General features: G+C 32.8%; 14 protein-coding genes. 11 read left to right on the top strand and 3 right to left on the bottom strand.

Going from position 1 to position 17983, the window contains the following annotated elements; genetic code table 11:
- Positions 1 to 13 precede the first annotated feature (13 nt).
- Positions 14 to 415 carry a hypothetical protein gene (locus tag ACSIGC_RS07620; protein WP_442267532.1) on the bottom strand — a complete coding sequence of 134 codons (402 nt, stop codon included), beginning with the start codon at positions 413 to 415 and terminating at the stop codon, positions 14 to 16.
- 421 nt (positions 416 to 836) lie between these two features.
- Between ACSIGC_RS07620 and ACSIGC_RS07615 the strand changes: the two genes are divergently transcribed.
- From ACSIGC_RS07615 to ACSIGC_RS07605, 3 genes are read left to right on the top strand one after another with little or no spacing between them, the layout of a single operon-like run.
- On the top strand, positions 837 to 2429 hold the full coding sequence (locus ACSIGC_RS07615; RefSeq protein ID WP_442267531.1) for a GMC oxidoreductase: 1593 nt from the start codon (positions 837 to 839) through the stop codon (positions 2427 to 2429).
- A gap of 6 nt (positions 2430 to 2435) precedes the next feature.
- Positions 2436 to 3644: an NADH:flavin oxidoreductase/NADH oxidase family protein gene (locus ACSIGC_RS07610; RefSeq protein ID WP_442267530.1), complete on the top strand. Its 1209-nt coding sequence runs from the start codon at positions 2436 to 2438 to the stop codon at positions 3642 to 3644.
- A gap of 3 nt (positions 3645 to 3647) precedes the next feature.
- Complete coding sequence (locus tag ACSIGC_RS07605; RefSeq protein ID WP_442267529.1) at positions 3648 to 4253, top strand: TetR/AcrR family transcriptional regulator; 606 nt, start codon at positions 3648 to 3650, stop codon at positions 4251 to 4253.
- A 29-nt stretch (positions 4254 to 4282) separates the two neighbouring features.
- Here ACSIGC_RS07605 and ACSIGC_RS07600 read toward each other — a convergent pair.
- Positions 4283 to 5577 (bottom strand): IS3 family transposase gene (locus ACSIGC_RS07600; RefSeq protein ID WP_442265835.1). Its coding sequence is split into 2 segments (ribosomal slippage): positions 4283 to 5211 and positions 5211 to 5577, totalling 1296 coding nucleotides; the frame shifts between segments, so codons are not numbered across the junction.
- A 100-nt stretch (positions 5578 to 5677) separates the two neighbouring features.
- Entirely contained in the window at positions 5678 to 6040 is a 363-nt protein-coding gene (locus ACSIGC_RS07595; RefSeq protein WP_299682470.1) for an SPOR domain-containing protein, read from the bottom strand.
- Between the two features lie 216 nt (positions 6041 to 6256).
- On the opposite strand from ACSIGC_RS07595, the gene ACSIGC_RS07590 reads away from it, so the two are divergent.
- The 8 genes from ACSIGC_RS07590 (at position 6257) to ACSIGC_RS07555 (ending at position 17894) form a co-directional block, all read left to right on the top strand.
- Positions 6257 to 7555, top strand: coding sequence for a cytochrome c3 family protein (locus tag ACSIGC_RS07590; RefSeq protein ID WP_442267528.1), 1299 nt, complete (start codon positions 6257 to 6259; stop codon positions 7553 to 7555).
- Between the two features lie 68 nt (positions 7556 to 7623).
- A complete protein-coding gene (locus ACSIGC_RS07585) occupies positions 7624 to 10860 on the top strand; it encodes a TAT-variant-translocated molybdopterin oxidoreductase (protein WP_442267527.1) in 3237 nt (1078 codons plus the stop codon).
- 23 nt (positions 10861 to 10883) lie between these two features.
- Positions 10884 to 12284, top strand: coding sequence for an NrfD/PsrC family molybdoenzyme membrane anchor subunit (nrfD, locus tag ACSIGC_RS07580; RefSeq protein ID WP_299682481.1), 1401 nt, complete (start codon positions 10884 to 10886; stop codon positions 12282 to 12284).
- Positions 12274 to 12801 carry a DUF3341 domain-containing protein gene (locus ACSIGC_RS07575; RefSeq protein ID WP_442267526.1) on the top strand — a complete coding sequence of 176 codons (528 nt, stop codon included), beginning with the start codon at positions 12274 to 12276 and terminating at the stop codon, positions 12799 to 12801. Before nrfD ends, ACSIGC_RS07575 begins: the two co-directional genes overlap by 11 nt.
- Positions 12802 to 12810: 9 nt before the next feature.
- Positions 12811 to 13359, top strand: coding sequence for a c-type cytochrome (locus ACSIGC_RS07570; protein WP_442267525.1), 549 nt, complete (start codon positions 12811 to 12813; stop codon positions 13357 to 13359).
- Positions 13360 to 13381: 22 nt separating this feature from the next.
- The gene (locus ACSIGC_RS07565; protein ID WP_442267524.1) at positions 13382 to 15034 is read left to right on the top strand and encodes a quinol:cytochrome C oxidoreductase; all 1653 of its coding nucleotides are present in this window, start codon (positions 13382 to 13384) and stop codon (positions 15032 to 15034) included.
- Between the two features lie 31 nt (positions 15035 to 15065).
- Positions 15066 to 16079, top strand: coding sequence for a cytochrome c oxidase subunit II (locus ACSIGC_RS07560; protein WP_442267523.1), 1014 nt, complete (start codon positions 15066 to 15068; stop codon positions 16077 to 16079).
- A 36-nt stretch (positions 16080 to 16115) separates the two neighbouring features.
- Positions 16116 to 17894 (top strand): cytochrome c oxidase subunit I, encoded by a 1779-nt coding sequence (locus ACSIGC_RS07555; RefSeq protein ID WP_442267522.1) that lies wholly within the window; start codon positions 16116 to 16118, stop codon positions 17892 to 17894.
- Positions 17895 to 17983 lie beyond the last annotated feature (89 nt).

Here is a 17983-nt window from a genome sequence, read left to right as displayed (position 1 = left end):
AATTCAAAAGGCCTTATGTTTTCATAAGGTCTTTTTCTATATCCCTAATATGTAATATTTTCAAAAATATTAAACTAAATAATAAACCTACAGCATAATAACATTTAGGTGTCCCTTTTATAAAAGTTCGTGGACAAACAAAATCTCCTTTCATATGTAGTATGGATACTATTGTAGCAATTATAAATGCAATTCCTATAGATGTAAAATATATAAATTTCATTTTGTTTGTAATGTGTGAAATCAAAGCAATTAAAAACAATATTAAAATAATATAACAGAGTGGAAAGTTGCTAATCTTAGGGCATGCATTTCCATTTTTCATTTCTTCTATAGCTACATTTATAATAGGTAATACTCCTACGGTAAAGAATAAATATATTGTTATTGAAATTAAACTTTTAAATGCTTTCATTTGTAACCTTCTATCTTTATTATTTCTTTAGCATATCTGCCATTTTTATTTCTCATAAGGTTATGCAATAATTGTTTAATATTTAATTTTAATTACGAAATAAATAGAGGGGGGTGTGATTTATTGTTTAACACTATTTGTTAATGAATATAATAAAATATCTTTTTTTAGACTCAAATTACACTTGATATATTATTTCTAGATAAATCTACATAATTGTTTTTTAAGAATCAAATCCAGTAAAAAGATCATAAAACTTTCATTTTTAGTTGTAAATATATTTAATAATTTAATTTAAATCGAACTATATTTGTGTTAATAGTTTTGTTTTAAGTAAAGGTAAATTGAAAAGTACTTAGAATATTATAAGGAGATTTAAACGCTTTTTAATACTGTAGTTGAATAAACTTAAATCATAAATATGCTAAAAGATAAATACGATTATGTAATCATAGGAAGTGGTTTTGGAGGTTCGGTGAGTGCCTTACGATTAGCTCAAAAAGGTTATTCTGTTTTGGTAATCGAAAAAGGAAAATGGTTTAAATCAAAAGATTTTCCGAAAACAAACTGGAATCTAAAAAAGTGGCTTTGGGAACCTCGATTAAGGTTGTTTGGTTTTTTTAAAATGACGTATTTAAATCATGTAAGTATACTTTCTGGAGTTGGGGTTGGTGGTGGTTCTTTAACTTATGCTAATACGTTGCCTATTCCTAAAAAGGAGTTTTTTACCTCAGGAAGTTGGAATGGACTTAAAGATTGGGAAACAGAACTTGCACCGCATTATAAAGAAGCGTATCGAATGTTAGGTGCAGAAGAGAATCCATATTTCGGTCCAGCTGATCATTTAATCAAAGATTTGTCGAAAGATTTAGATAGAGAAGAACATTTTTCAACAACTAAAGTTGCAGTCCATTTTGGCAAACCTGGAGAAAAAGTAAAAGATCCATATTTTAACGGCGAAGGTCCAGATCGAGCTGCATGTAATTATTGCGGAGCTTGCATGACAGGTTGTAGATTCAATGCTAAAAATACGTTGGATAAAAACTATCTCTATTTTGCTCAAAAGCTAGGTGTAGAAATTATAGCGGAACATGAAGTGTTAGATGTGTTGCCTAAAAATAATGTGAATGGAAAATCTGGGTATGAAATTCATTTCAATAAAAGTACATCGAAATTTTCTAAAACAAAGAAAGTTGAAGCAAATGGAGTTGTATTTTCTGGTGGAGTTTTAGGAACAGTACCTTTACTGTTAAAATTGAAACAAAAGAAATCACTACCGAATCTATCTGAAATGGTTGGTGGAAATATTAGAACAAATAATGAGTCGTTATTATTACTAACATCAACAGAGAAGAAATCTAAAGATTATTCAAAAGGAATAGCAATAGGTTCGATTCTACATATCGATAAAAATAGTCATCTAGAACCTGTTCGTTATGGAAAAGGTTCTGGGTTTTTTAGAACACTAACAATTCCTTCAGTACAACATAAATATGCAATAGTTCGAATTTTAGGAGTTTTTGGAGTGTTGTTTAAATCACCTGTTCAGTTATTTCAAACAATATTTACAAAAGCCTACAGTAAACGAACAACAGTATTACTTTTTATGCAGACTTTAGATAGTACATTACGATTAAAATTAGGAAAAGTAACACAGTTGAAAACTGAAAAAGAATCTAACGAAGCACCAAGTGGTTTTATACCTGAAGCATCTAAATTGGCAAAAATATTAGGAGAAAAAGTTAAAGCGATTCCATTTTCGAATTTTGCAGATGTATTATTAGGAACTCCAACTACAGCTCATATTTTGGGTGGAGCAGTAATGGGGAAAACCCAACAAGAAGGAGTTATTGATAAAAACAATAAAGTCTTTGGTTACGAGAATATGTTTGTATGTGATGGATCGATGATTTCTGCAAATCCTGGAGTAAATCCTTCGTTGTCAATTACAGCTATTTCAGAATTAGCTATGTCTAAAATTCCAAATAAAATTGAAACTCAACTAACAAAATAAATAGTATTGAAAGCAAAACCGATTTTAGAAGAGTTTGAACTTCCTTGTGGAGTTATAATTAAAAATAGAATTGCAAAAGCAGCTATGACCGAGCGTTTAGCAAATAAAAAACAACACGCCACTAAAGCGATTGCTGATTTATATCAACATTGGTCTTCTAATGGAGCAGGATTATTAATTTCAGGAAATATTTTGGTAGATAAACGTTACAAAGAAGCTTCTGCAAATATTGTTCTAGAAGATGAAAGTGGTATTGCAGCTTTACAAGAAGTAACAAAAGTAGCAACGCAAAATAATACACATTTTTGGGCTCAAATTAATCATGCAGGTCGTCAATCGTCTATCTTTTCAACTTTCAAACCGATAGCTCCTTCTGCGATTCAGCTTAAAAAATTAATGCTGTTTGCTAAACCTAAAGCGATGTCTTTAGATGAAATTAAAGATGTTGAAAATCGTTTTGTAACCACTGCTGCTTTAGCAAAAAAATCAGGTTTTACAGGAGTGCAAATTCATGCTGCTCATGGGTATTTATTGAGTCAGTTTTTATCTCCAAAAACAAATAAAAGACAAGATGATTATGGAGGAGATATCGAAAATAGAGCAAGACTACTTTTTAATATTGTTAAACGAGTTCGTCAAACTTTAGGAGGTGATTTCCCCATCTCAGTTAAATTAAATAGCGCCGATTTTCAACGAGGTGGATTTAACGAAGAAGACGCAATGTTTGTAATTAAAAAGTTAGAGTATTTAAAGATAGATTTACTTGAAATATCTGGTGGAACTTATGAAAATATTGTCTTTCTAACAGAACGATACGAACGTGAATCAACATGTAAGAGAGAGGCTTATTTTCTTGATTTTGCAAAAAAAATCAAATCAGAAACAACACTACCAATAATGGTTACAGGTGGATTTCGATCTCAAAAGTTCTGTAATGATGTTTTAGCCAATAAAGAATTAAAAATGATCGGGTTTGCACGTCCATTTATTACTGATCTAAATTTTCCAAAGGCATTTCTAGAGGATGAGAATTATAGAGTAAGCGATGCTATTTTTGAGTTTAAAATTAAGAAAATGAAAGATTTTGCTGAAGCTGGTTTTTACGATTATCAAATACATCAATTAGCGAAAGGAAAATCATTAAAGCCAAACTATAATCCATATCTTGCCGTGTTAAGATTAACTAAGAATGAAATGGTAAAAGGTTGGTTTTAAGTTATGGGTAGAAAAGCAATAGATAGAGAAAGAAAACAACTGTCTAAAAAAGCAGAAGTTTGGGTTAAAGAGTTGTTTTACAAAGTGCAATATGAAAAACTTAATAAATTAACTTTAGATGATTTAGCAGCACTTATTCAAAAAAGTAAAAGTACAATCTATACTTATTTTAAAACTAAAGATGAGATCTATCAAACTATGGTAACTATGGTTTTGAATGATATTCAAGAAGTAGTTTTTGATGAGTTACCTAATGATTCCGACTTAGTCGTTTTGTATGAATCTATTTTATTAAAAATAAGTGATGCAATAGAAGGTATTTCAATTCATTTTTTAGATGAAATTCAAACTAATTTTCCGCAAATTTGGACTGAAATTAAAAGCATAACAGATAAAGTTTTAATTACTTTTTCTTTGATTTATGAAGAAGGTATGAAAACTGATGTTTTTACGAATTTGAATATTACTCTATTGTTAGCTATGGATAACGCTTTTATTATGAATATAATGACAGATCATGAGCGTTTTAAAGATGAAAACTTAAGCTTAAAAGATATTGTTTCACAATATTTACAGTTGAGAATTAAAGCTTTGACTAGTCCTAAATAACCGTTACAGTTATTTATTGATTAAATATATTAAACATCATCTAAATCTATAGCTTTAGATGATGTTTTTTTTCGATATGATTTTATCTTCATTTTATTTTGTTGATGTGCCTGGTTAGGAGTTTTAAAATGACATGACCAATGCGGTCTTTTAGAGTTATAAATAGTTATTGATTGCTTTACTATTTTCTTCATTATCTTAATATCTAGATTTGTGGTAGCAATAAAGAACTCTTGTTTTAAGATTCCATTAACCCGTTCAGCTATCGCATTTTGATATGGATCGTATGATTCTGTCATACTACATTTAATATTATGTTTTGATAAAATATTTTGATAGATGTTACTACAGTACTGCAATCCTCTATCTGAATGATGGATAAGTTCCTTCTCTGGATATACTCTATTTTTCATAGCTATCTCCAAGGCTTTTACCGTTGAGCTTACTTCTAAAGTTTTATCCAAATGATATCCTATGATTTTCTTAGAATATGCATCTGTAATTAATGATAAATACATAGGGTTCTTACGATTGCCTAAATATGTAATATCTGCTACCCATACTTGTTCTGGTCTATTTATTTCCAGATTTTCAATAAGATTAGTATGTTTTCTAAAACGATGATGAGAGTTGGTTGTAATGTGATAACTCTTTTGTCGTTTTATCAATAGTTTATTAGCTCGTAAAATATCAAATAATCGATCTCTTCCAACAGCTAAACTGCTTAATTCCTCCGAAAGAAGATAATACAGTTTTCTTGTCCCAATACTTGGTTGTTCCATTCTTACACGCTTAACCAATTCAACAACCTTATTGGCTATTGATTGAGATTTCTTAACTCTATAGTTAGCTCGATAATAGACCTGTCTGCTAAACCCAAGTAATTTACAGGTAGAAGAAATACTTTCTTTCTTTTGTAAAACAAACATATCAATTACTCGGTTTTGGAGTTTTTTCTAATAGGAATATTATACTCTTTCTCAGCTAAATCAATCATCATATCAAACAGTATCGCTTTCTTCTCTGATGCTGCTGCTTGAGCTTTTAAACGATTGTTTTGCTTTTCTAATTGACGTAATTTTTGCTCTAACTCTAATAATTTTTGTTCTGGTGATTTTGGCATATTAGATGGTGTTTGATCAGTCCAATCAAAGTTACCATATTTTCTCAACCATACTAAAACAGTACTTCTTCCTTGAATCCCATATTTAAGTTGAGCTTGTTTGTAGGTTAATTCGCCTTTTTCTACTTCCGATACAACCGAAAGTTTAAAACTCATCGTATAATCTTTCTGAGTACGTTTGCGGTAAATGTTGTCGTTCATAAGGTTACAAATTTGTGTAACGCTATTTCAGGACGAGACACTTTAACAAAATAAAAAAGGATCAAACGGCGTTTGATCCTTTTTTATATAATTGAAGTTTTTAATATGGGATAACAATTGCTCCCGAAAACTTTTCTTTAATTTTATTTAAAGCTCTATCAGCTTCTAATTTGGTGTTAAAACGACCAACTTTTACTTTCCATTCAGGCAATTCATAACTCATTTTTGGTTTTCCAAACTCAGAAAACTTCAACATAAAGTTATGTTTAATGTTTTTTGCACGTTGTTCGTTACCATTATACAACTGAATTCTATATCCAGTTCCATTCTTTTTATTGTACTTTCTTTTTTTAGCTAAGAGTGAATTAATACTTTGATCACTAGTGTAATTAGATTGTGAATGACCAATGCAAAATCCTAAAATTAAAAACAATATAAATGCTAAAATTTTACCGTTTATCATATTTCGTTTATAGTTTTTACAAAAGTAACGACTTGTCATCTAATAGATTGCTAAAATTATTTATTTAGAATCGATATAAATTGCAAATTAGGAATCTCTTAACATTTCACATTTTAAAGAGAAGTAGTAATTTTGTCCGAGTTTAAGCACCTGGTAATTTTTTACCACAAGTGTAAACGTTATACAAAATAGATACGAAATATATATTTTTATAGTATGAAAAGTGTGAATTATCACAGTAAACTTAGTCGAGTACTACTTAATAGCCTTACTTTCTTATTCGTTTTTTTAGTAAGTATTTCTATAAATGCTCAAGATGTCGATAAGGATCGACAAAAAGCTGGTAGAAAATTATTTAATGCAAATTGTGCTTCTTGTCACAAACTTAATAAGGATGCAACAGGTCCTGCTTTAGGAGGTGTTGAGAGTCGATTGGAGAATGCATGGTTAAAGAAGTGGATCCGTAACAATGCTCAGTTGAGAGCTTCAGGAGATGCTTATGCAAACGAGATTTATAACAAATGGAAGCAGTCAAATATGACAGCTTTTCCTCAGTTTAGTGATGAGCAAATTGATAATATTTTATATTATACGACTGTTGGTGACCCAATAAAGGATAAAGTTGTTATAGATAACAATGGAGGCGGTGATCAAGGAGGTTCTGCGCCAACATGGGTGCTGTGGATATTAGCTGCGGCTATTATCGTTGCTTTCTTAATTATTGCAAACTTACTTAAAACTGTAAGTGAATTAAAAGGTGCGCCTAAGACTCCAGGTTTAATGGGGCAAGCTGCAGAATTATGGGAAGGGATTAAAAAGAATACATTTTTACACGTGTTGTTTGTAATCTTCGGAGCATTAATTACTGCTTATGTGTTATTTGGTACTTTATTTAAAGTTGGTGTAGATCAAGGTTATCAGCCAGTACAGCCAATTTTATTCTCGCATAAAATTCACGCAGGAGATAATAAAATCGAATGTCAATACTGTCACTCTGCTGCTAAGCATAGTAAGCATTCAGGTATTCCTTCTTTAAATGTTTGTATGAACTGTCATAAAAACATTTCTGAAGTAGCTGAAGATACTAAAGTAGTATTAGAAGATGGAGGAAGAGTAGTTGGTAAAGCAGAATTAGATAAAGAAATCGCTAAAATCTACGAACATGTAGGTTGGGATGCAGAAAAATTAGAATATACTGGTGAGCAAAAGCCAATTGATTGGGTTAGAATTCACAACTTGCCAGATTTTGCATATTTTAACCACTCACAACACGTTACTGTTGCAGGTGTTAAATGTCAGAAATGTCACGGTCCAGTAGAAGAAATGGAAGAGTTGTATCAACATTCTCCATTAACTATGGGATGGTGTATCGATTGTCACAAGGAAACAAATGTTGACTTGAAGGGTAATGAATACTATGCTAAAATCCATAAGGAGTTAGCTGAGAAGTATGGTGTAGATAAAGTTACCATCGCTCAATTAGGTGGTAAAGAATGTGGTAAGTGTCATTACTAAAAATAATTAATTAAGAATTCTATAATTGAGAGTGTAAAAGCTCTCAATCATTTAATAAAAACAAATAAATGGCTTCAAACAAAAAATACTGGCAAAGTGTTGAAGAACTTAATGAAAGTTCAGTTGTTGAAACGTTACGTGGTAAAGAGTTTGTTCAAGAGCTTCCTACAGACGAGTTCTTAGGAGACAAAGAAACTCTTGAAAATTCTTCAACTTCTCGTAGAGATTTCTTGAAATATGTAGGTTTCACAACAGCAGCAGCTTCTTTAGCAGCATGTGAAGGTCCAGTAAGACAATCGATTCCTTATGTAGTTCAACCTAATGATATTGTAGTTGGTGTAGCAGACTGGTATGCAACAACAATTTCTGATGGTTTCGATTTTGCCAACGTATTAGTTAAAACTCGTGAAGGTCGTCCAATCCAAATTATGCCAAATAAAGAGGCAGGAGGAACTACTACAGCGAGAGTTCAGGCATCAGTTTTATCATTATATGATGAGAAATTAAGAGTTAAAGAACCTAGAAAAGGGGAAACTCAAGTTTCTTGGGCAGATGCAGACAAAGAAATTATAGCTAAGTTAGAAAGTTTAAAAGCTTCTAACGGATTAGTATATTTAATGACAGGTACTTTAGCAAGTCCGTCTACTGAAAAAGTGGTTGCAGATTTTATTGCTAAATATCCTAATGTAAAGCATGTTGTTTACGACGCAGTTTCAGAAAGTGGTACTGCTGATGCTTTCGAAGCAATGTATGGTAAACGTGCTTTACCGAATTACGATTTAAGTAAGGCAGAAGTAATCGCGTCTTTTGGAGCAGATTTCTTAGGTGACTGGCAAGGTGGTTACGAGAAGTCTTATATTGAAGGAAGACAAGTAGATTCTGGTAAGATGTCTTACCACGTGCAAATTGAAGCAAATATGTCTTTAGCTGGTGCAAATGCGGATAAGCGTTTAGTAGCTAAGCCATCAACTCAAATGCACGCTTTAGTTAATTTATATAATGCAATTACAGGTGGAAGTTTACCTTCTAAAGAAACTCCAATTGATGCAGAAATTAAAAAATTAGCTAAAGATTTAAAGAAGGCTGGTAAAAAAGCAGTTGTTCTTGCAGGTATTAATGATAAAAATGCACAAACTATTGCTTTAGCTATAAACAAAGCTTTAGGAAGTGTTGTAATTGATACTGAAAATGTAAATTTATTACGCCAAGGTAGCGATACTAAAGTTGCTGAGTTAATTAAAGATGTAACTTCTGGTAAAGCTAAAGGTTTAATTACTTATAATGTAAATCCAGCGTATTCTGTAGCTGGTTTTGGTGATGCAGTTAAAAAGTTAGGTTTCTCAGTTGCATTATCTACTCAAGATGATGAAACAGCAGCAACTACTCAATTTACTTTACCTACTCCTCACAACTTAGAAAGTTGGGGAGATGTTATGGCAACAGTAGGAAAGTATAGTTTAATGCAGCCAACAATTGCTCCATTATTCAATACGCGTCAAGTACAAGATGTTTTATTGAAGTGGACTGGAGCTACTAAAAATTATTATGATACTCTTAAAGAATTTTGGAGTACTAACATATTAAATGGTGCTTCTTGGAATCAAGCGTTACACGATGGATTCTTTGCAGCATCAGTACCAGTTGTAGATGCTGTTGAAGCTGTTATAGAAACTTCATCTACTGAAGAAGGAGATGAGACTAGCGTAGCAACTTCAGGTGTTTCTGTTTTAGAAGCAGCTAAAGCAATTGCTAAAGTTCAAGGTTCAGAATTCGAATTAAACTTATATACTTCAGTTGCTTTAGGAGATGGTAACCAAGCAAACAACCCTTGGTTACAAGAATTCCCAGATCCAATTACTCGTGCTTCTTGGGATAACTACTTAACAGTGTCTCCAGTAGATGCAAAAGCATTAGGGTTTAAGAATCCAGTAAAAGATAATGGAGCTATCGACGGTAATTTTGCAGAAGTTACTTTAGGAGGTCAAACATTAAAAGTTCCAGTAATTATTCAGCCAGGACAAGCAAAAGGTTCTGTAGGTTTAGCTTTAGGTTACGGTAGAACTCAAAACTTAAAAGAAGAAATGCAAGTTGGGGTAAATGCTTACCCATTATATCAAAACAGAAATAACGTTCAGTTAGGAGTATCTATTAAAAACGTTGGTGGATGGTATAAGTTTGCTTGCTTACAAGTTCAAAGTACTTTAGCTGGACGTCATGATATTTTAAGAGAAGCATCTTTAAAAGATGTTAATAATAAGTCTTTAGATCCTAAGCATACTTGGAATAAGCCTTTCATGGTTTCTTATGATCACCAAGAAACTGAAGGAAGTAAAATAGATTTATGGGATGAACATGATAGAAGTTTAGGTCATCACTTTAACTTATCTATCGATTTATCTTCATGTACAGGTTGTGGAGCATGTGTTATTGCATGTCATGCAGAAAACAACGTTCCAGTTGTAGGTAAAGATGAAGTACGTGTAGGTAGAGATATGCACTGGTTACGCATCGATCGTTATTATTCTTCAAAAGTTCAAGGAGATATGACTATCGACGAATTCAAAGCTGAATTCAAAGCTGAATTAGTTAAGAAATACGAAGGTCTTGGAAATAATCCAGAAGAGGCTAAAAAGAATGCTGAAACTGAATTTAAGAAGTTTGCAGATCAAGAGTTAGAAAGAAGATATGCTACAGAAGTTTTAGGATTAAGTAAAGGTAAGTTATTTGATGCTTTAGAAAATCCAGCAGATAACCCTCAGGTTACTTTCCAACCAATGATGTGTCAGCACTGTAATCACGCGCCTTGTGAAACAGTATGTCCAGTAGCAGCAACTTCTCACGGTCGTCAAGGTCAAAACCAAATGGCTTATAACCGTTGTGTAGGTACTCGTTATTGTGCAAACAACTGTCCTTACCGTGTACGTCGTTTCAACTGGTTCAACTATGCTGAGAACGAAGAATTCGACTTCAACATGAATAACGAATACGGAAAAATGGTGTTAAATCCAGATGTAGTTGTTCGTTCTCGTGGGGTTATGGAGAAATGTTCTATGTGTATCCAAATGACTCAAGCTACTATATTAAAAGCTAAGAGAGAAGGAAGAGCAGTGAAGAAAGATGAATTTCAAACTGCATGTTCTCAAGCTTGTTCTACAGGAGCAATGACTTTCGGAGATTTAAATAACTCTGAGGATACAGTGAGTAAATTAAAAGAAGATAGAAGAGCTTTCTACGTGTTAGATTACATTGGTACAAAACCAAACGTAGTGTATCAAGTGAAAGTAAGAAATACAAACGAAGCTTAACAATTAATATAAGTAAATAGATTATGTCGGGTCATTACGAATCGTCTTATAGAGAACCTTTAATATTAGGAGATAAAAGCTATCACGATATTACTGAGGATATAGCAAGACCAATTGAAGGTAAAGCCAACAAAAATTGGTACATCGCATTCTACATTTCTTTAGCAGCAATGTTATGGGGATTTGGATGTATTTTCTACACAGTAGGAACAGGTATTGGAGTATGGGGGCTTAGCAAGAATATTGGTTGGGCATGGGATATTACCAACTTTGTATGGTGGGTAGGTATCGGACACGCCGGAACATTAATTTCTGCGGTACTATTATTATTCCGTCAGAAATGGAGAATGGCAATTAACCGTTCTGCAGAGGCAATGACAATTTTTGCCGTATTCCAAGCAGGTTTATTCCCAATTATTCACATGGGGCGTCCATGGAATGGTTACTGGGTTTTACCTATTCCAAACCAATTTGGTTCTTTATGGGTAAACTTTAATTCACCACTTTTATGGGACGTATTTGCGATTTCTACATATTTATCGGTTTCATTAGTTTTCTGGTGGACTGGTTTATTACCTGATTTTGCCACTATACGTGATAGAGCTGTAAAACCTTTCCAAAAGAAGATTTATGCTTTATTATCTTTCGGATGGTCAGGTAGAGCAAAAGATTGGCAACGTTTTGAGGAAGTGTCTTTAGTATTAGCTGGTTTAGCTACTCCTTTAGTACTTTCGGTACATACGATTGTATCTTTTGACTTCGCAACTTCTGTAAACCCAGGTTGGCACTCAACAATCTTCCCTCCTTATTTCGTAGCAGGAGCAATCTTCTCTGGATTCGCTATGGTACAGACTTTATTAGGGGTTATGCGTAAAGTAACTAACTTAGAAGCATACATTACTCGTTTACATATCGAGTATATGAATATCGTAATTATTTTAACTGGTGGTATTGTAGCTGTAGCTTATGCAACAGAATTTTTCATTGCTTGGTATACAGGTTCACCTTATGAAAACTATACATATTTATCTTTTGGAGCAGAAGCTGGTGCTTATGGATGGGCTTTCTGGTCATTAATGATCTTCAATATCATTATACCTCAGATTTTATGGATAAAGAAATTAAGAAGAAGTTTCTTAGTATCTTTCCTAGTTTCTATCGCAATTAATATTGGAATGTGGTTCGAACGTTTTGATATTATTGCAATTGTATTAAGTAAAGGTCAGTTACCATCAACATGGTGGCGTTTTGAACCAACATTCGTTGACGTTGGTATATTTATTGGAACAATCGGATTCTTCTTTGTATTATTCTTATTATATGCAAGAACTTTCCCAGTAATTCCAACGGCTGAGGTTAAAACGATATTAAAGTCATCTGGAGAGAATTTCAAAAAACAAAGAGAGGAGAACAATGAGCACTAATAAAGTAATTCACGCATTATATAATGATGATGATATCTTAATGGATGCCGTTAAGAAAGTAAAAGGAGAACATCATCATATTGAAGAGGTTTATACACCTTTCCCAGTTCACGGACTAGATAAAGCATTAGGGTTAGCTCCTACTCGTTTAGCTATAACTGCATTTTTATATGGTATCACTGGTACTTCAGTTGCAGCTTGGTTAACTTGGTATACAATGATTGCAGATTGGCCTCAAGATATTGGAGGTAAACCAAGTTTTTCTTGGGCAGAGAACATGCCAGCTTTCGTGCCAATTTTATTTGAGTTAACAGTGTTTTTTGCAGCTCACTTAATGGTGATTACTTTCTACATGCGAAGTAGAATTTGGCCATTCAAAGAAGCTGAAAATCCAGATCCAAGAACTACTGATGACCATTTCTTAATGGAAATTCCAGTTCATAATAACGAAGAAGAGTTAACAGCATTATTAGAAACTACTGGTGCTGTAGAAATAAAAGTTGTAGATAAGCATTAATATAAGATTATGAAGAGTTTAAAAATAGTTATTACTTTATTAGTAGTTGCAGTATTTGCCTCTTGTAACAACAAGCGCAAGCCACAAGTACAGTATATGCCAGATATGTATGTTTCTGTACCTTATGATGCGAATGGTGCTTCATCTGCAGGTAAAGTTCCAGTAAATAGATTACCTGTTGCTGGTACAGTTAGTAGAAATGGTGTTGTAGCTTATGATATTCCAAATTCTAATGAAGGATATGAAAAAGCTAAAGCAGAATTAAAAAGTCCATTAAAGAAAGATGATGAGAACTTAGCTAATGGTAAAAAAATGTACGGTATCTACTGTGCAGTTTGTCATGGTACTAAAGGAGACGGAAATGGAATTTTAATGCAGAGAGAAAAATTCTTAGGTATTCCAAACTACAAGGATAGAGATATCACTGAAGGAAGTATTTATCATGTTTTAATGTATGGTAAAGGAGTAATGGGATCTCATTCTTCACAACTTACTTACAAAGAACGTTGGCAAGTTGTACAGTATGTTCAGAAATTAAGAAGCGAATTAAAAAAATAAGTCTATAATAGATAGTTAAGATATGTACCAGTTTTCAGGAAAATTAAAAATGCTTGCTATTGGTTTAATGGTATTAGGACTAATTGGAACTGCTATTAGTTTCATGAATACTCCTAAAACATTACAAGAAGCAAAAGACATTTTAGCGGAACAAGAAGTATCTCATCATGGAGGACATGGTGGAGGTCATGGTGAAGCAACAAAAGAGCACCATGTAGATGCAGATCATAAAACTGTAGAGCATAAAGAAGATGCTCATAAAGATGATCATAAAGAAGTAAAAGCTGATTCTACAGCACATACTAACAATCATAAAGAAACTAAATCTGATTCTACAGCACATAATGAAGAAGTAGCTCATTCTACAGATCATCATGAAGAAGCTGCTAATCATGCGGAAGATACACGTTTAACTGATAGTTTAAACGGACACGTTGCTGAAAAAGCACATGTTAATACATCTTCTCATGCAGGAGGCGAACATCATGCAGAAGCAGGTCATCATGGAGATGATCATGAAAAACATGCAGAGCATGCGTTTCACCAAATGCGAAACAAGCCATGGTCTGCTATTTACGTTTCTTTAATCTTCTTTTTAGGTATTTCTCTTTTAGTAATGGCTTTCTATGCAGCACAAAGAGTTGCTCATGCAGGTTGGTCTGTTGTATTATTTAGAGTAATGGAGGCTATTACAGCTAACTTACATTATGTAAGTGTTATCATGTTAATTTTTATCATTGTAACCGCAATGCACATGAACCACTTATTCCCATGGATGGCAGAAGGAGTTTTCGATCCTTTAAGTGAAAATTATGATCCAATCGTAGATGGGAAAAAATGGTTCATGAATTTACCAGGATGGGTAATGAGAAGTATTTTCTATTTACTAGTATGGAATGGATTCCGTTACTTCATTAGAAAGAAATCAATCGAGCAAGATAATGGAGATTTAGCTTTACACAAGAAAATTTATAATACATCTGTAGTTTTCATTTTATTATTTATGATTACTGAAAGTATGATGTCTTGGGATTGGATTATGGGAATAGACCCACACTGGTTCTCTACATTATTTGGATGGTATGTATTAGCTACATTATTAGTGTCTGCTTTAACAGTTATTTGTTTAGTTACGTTATATTTAAGATCTAAAGGTCATTTACCATTTGTTAATGATAGTCACATACACGATTTAGCTAAGTTTATGTTTGGTTTCTCTGTATTCTGGACTTACCTATGGTTTGCTCAGTTTATGTTAATATGGTATGCTGATATGCCAGAAGAAACAACATATTTTGCTTTACGTTTTAAAGAATATGTAGTTCCTTTCATTGGAATGATTGCATTAAACTTCATTTTCCCAATTTTATTATTAATCAATAGTGATTTTAAAACTGTGCCTTGGGTTATAGTTATTGCTGGAGTATTCATATTAGTAGGACACTATGTTGATTTATTTGTAATGATTATGCCAGGTACTGTTGGTGCTCAATGGGGATTCGGAATTGGTGAAATAAGTGCTTTCTTATTCTTCCTTGGATTATTCATCTTTGCTACATTTAACGCATTCGCTAAGGCTAATCCAGTAGTTAAAGGAAATCCATTTTTACATGAAAGTGAAATTCATCACTATTATATTATAGAACATAGAGGAGAAGATAACGCTCATCATTAATAACAAGAATTAAAAAAATAAGTATATAACTATGCTAGCTTTATTTTATATTTTCATTGCAGTAGCAGTAGGAGTAAGTTTTTGGCAAATCACCCGCGTAATGAATTTACGCAGTGTAATTGCTAATGATGACGATAATAATAAACAAGGAAAGATCGCTCTAGGGTTTATGGTGTTTTTGTACGCTATGATGATCTATTGCTTATTGGCAATGAATGTAATCATGTTACCTGAAAGTGCTTCGATTGAAGGAGAACACGATGATAGACTTTTCAATATCACTTTTATATTAATAGGAGTTGTTCAGTTTATCATGCAATTCTTAATTTTCTTCTTTACTTATAAGTACAGAGGAAATAAAGACAAGAAAGCTTTATTCTTTGCTGATAGTCACAAGTTAGAGTTAATTTGGACAGTGATTCCAGCAGTAACAATTGTATTATTAATTGGATACGGTTTATGGCAATGGAATAACATCATGTATGTTGGAGATGACGAGAATCCTATTGTTATTGAGGTGTATTCTCAACAATTCCGTTGGGATGCTCGTTACGCAGGAGCTGACAACGAGTTAGGTTTAGGTAACGTTAACTTTATCGATATCAACAAGACAAATACGATGGGAGTTGATATGTCTGATCCTAAAGCTCAAGACGATAAACAAGTAACAGAATTATATCTTCCAAAAGGAAAAAAGATATTATTTAAGTTCCGTTCACAAGATGTTTTACACTCGGCTTATATGCCTCACTTTAGAGCTCAAATGAACTGTGTACCTGGTATGGTAACTCAATTCTCTTTTACGCCTAAATTTACTACTGAGGAAATGCGTAAAAATCCAGAGGTTATCGCAAAGGCTAAAGGAATTAATAAGATCAGACAGGCGAAAGGTGAAGATCCTTATGTGTTTGATTATTTATTATTATGTAACAAGATTTGCGGAGCTTCACACTACAACATGCAAATGAAAATTACAGTTGTAGAAGAAGAAGACTACAAAAAGTGGTTAGGAGAGCAAAAAACATTAGCTCAAAGAATTCAATAAGATTTTAAGTAAAAATTTATTAAGAAAAAATAAATTATGTCAGGAGAACATCACCATCACAAAGAAACATTTGTAACAAAGTACATTTTTAGTACTGATCACAAGATGATTTCGAAGCAATTTCTGATCACAGGGATGTTTATGGGTATCATTGGAGTATTTATGTCAATGTTATTCCGTTTGCAAATTGCATGGCCAGAAAAATCGTTTTCTATAATTACAGCATTTTTAGGAGATCACCAACAAACTGACGGTGTAATGAATGCAGATACTTATCTAGCATTAGTTACAATACATGGTACTATTATGGTATTCTTTGTATTAACTGCAGGTTTAAGTGGAACGTTCTCTAATTTATTAATTCCATTACAGATTGGAGCAAGAGATATGGCATCAGGTTTTTTAAACATGGTATCATATTGGTTATTCTTTTTGTCTTCTGTAGTAATGGTTGTGTCTTTATTTGTTGAAGCTGGACCAGCATCAGCAGGTTGGACTATTTATCCGCCGTTATCAGCTTTAAAACAAGCGATTCCAGGTTCAGGTTTAGGTATGACTTTATGGTTAGTATCTATGGCGATATTCATTGCATCATCGTTAATAGGATCTCTTAACTATATTGTTACTGTATTAAACTTAAGAACAAAAGGAATGAAGATGACAAGATTACCATTAACAATGTGGGCGTTCTTTGTAACAGCTATTATTGGTGTAATCTCTTTCCCAGTTCTTTTATCTGCGGCATTATTATTAATATTCGATAGAAGTTTCGGAACTTCTTTCTACTTATCAGATATATTTATTTCAGGTGAAGTATTACATTATCAAGGAGGTTCTCCAGTATTATTTGAGCACTTATTCTGGTTCTTAGGTCACCCTGAAGTATATATCATTTTATTACCAGCATTAGGTATTTCATCAGAAGTAATTTCTACAAATGCTAGAAAGCCTATCTTCGGATACCGCGCAATGATTGGTTCTATTTTAGGTATTGCATTCTTATCAACAATCGTATGGGGTCACCATATGTTTATCTCAGGAATGAATCCATTCTTAGGATCTGTATTTACATTCACAACGGTATTAATTGCAATTCCATCAGCAGTAAAAGCATTTAACTATGTAACTACTTTATGGAAAGGTAACTTACAATTAAATCCTGCAATGTTATTCTCTATCGGATTAGTTTCTACATTCGTTACAGGAGGTTTAACAGGATTAGTATTAGGAGATTCTGCTTTAGATATTAACGTACACGATACATATTTCGTAGTAGCTCACTTCCACTTAGTAATGGGTGTATCTGCTTTATTCGGAATGTTTGCTGGTGTTTACCACTGGTATCCAAAAATGTATGGTAGAATGATGAATAAAGTAATGGGATATTGGCATTTCTGGTTAACTATTATATCTGCATATGGAGTATTTTTCCCAATGCACTTTATAGGGTTAGCTGGTTTACCAAGACGTTATTATACAAATACAAACTTCCCAATGTTCGACGATTTAACAGACATAAACGTATTTATGACTGTTATGGCAATCATTGGAGGTGTGGCTCAGTTAATTTTCTTAGCAAACTTCTTTATTTCTATGTATAGAGGTCAAAAAGCTACACAAAATCCATGGAAATCTAATACTTTAGAATGGACTACTCCAGTAGAACATATTCATGGAAACTGGCCAGGGAAAATTCCAGAAGTTCATAGATGGGCTTACGACTATAGTAAAGTTGATGATAACGGAAACTATATTCATGGAGAAGATTTCGTTTTACAAACAGTACCTTTAAAAGACGGTGAAGAACCATCTTAAAAAGTGTGAAATATAAAAACCAAAAGCCTTTCAATTATGAAAGGCTTTTTTGTTATCCATATTAATACTAATAAGTATATTAGCAGTAC

It is taken from the genome of Tenacibaculum aquaeponti (assembly GCF_052084715.1).
In the GTDB taxonomy this organism is placed as follows: Bacteria; Bacteroidota; Bacteroidia; order Flavobacteriales; family Flavobacteriaceae; genus Polaribacter.
This window is presented reverse-complemented; position numbering and strand designations above follow the sequence as displayed.

Excerpts from the sequence above, each read along its gene's own strand:
- ACSIGC_RS07620 (WP_442267532.1), bottom strand. The coding sequence starts at position 415 with ATGAAAGCATTTAAAAGTTTAATTTCAATAACAATATATTTATTCTTT.
- ACSIGC_RS07570 (WP_442267525.1), top strand. The coding sequence starts at position 12,811 with ATGAAGAGTTTAAAAATAGTTATTACTTTATTAGTAGTTGCAGTATTT.
- ACSIGC_RS07575 (WP_442267526.1), top strand. The coding sequence starts at position 12,274 with ATGAGCACTAATAAAGTAATTCACGCATTATATAATGATGATGATATC.
- ACSIGC_RS07595 (WP_299682470.1), bottom strand. The coding sequence starts at position 6,040 with ATGATAAACGGTAAAATTTTAGCATTTATATTGTTTTTAATTTTAGGA.
- ACSIGC_RS07605 (WP_442267529.1), top strand. The coding sequence starts at position 3,648 with ATGGGTAGAAAAGCAATAGATAGAGAAAGAAAACAACTGTCTAAAAAA.
- ACSIGC_RS07590 (WP_442267528.1), top strand. The coding sequence starts at position 6,257 with ATGAAAAGTGTGAATTATCACAGTAAACTTAGTCGAGTACTACTTAAT.
- ACSIGC_RS07565 (WP_442267524.1), top strand. The coding sequence starts at position 13,382 with ATGTACCAGTTTTCAGGAAAATTAAAAATGCTTGCTATTGGTTTAATG.
- ACSIGC_RS07585 (WP_442267527.1), top strand. The coding sequence starts at position 7,624 with ATGGCTTCAAACAAAAAATACTGGCAAAGTGTTGAAGAACTTAATGAA.
- nrfD (WP_299682481.1), top strand. The coding sequence starts at position 10,884 with ATGTCGGGTCATTACGAATCGTCTTATAGAGAACCTTTAATATTAGGA.
- ACSIGC_RS07560 (WP_442267523.1), top strand. The coding sequence starts at position 15,066 with ATGCTAGCTTTATTTTATATTTTCATTGCAGTAGCAGTAGGAGTAAGT.
- ACSIGC_RS07615 (WP_442267531.1), top strand. The coding sequence starts at position 837 with ATGCTAAAAGATAAATACGATTATGTAATCATAGGAAGTGGTTTTGGA.
- ACSIGC_RS07555 (WP_442267522.1), top strand. The coding sequence starts at position 16,116 with ATGTCAGGAGAACATCACCATCACAAAGAAACATTTGTAACAAAGTAC.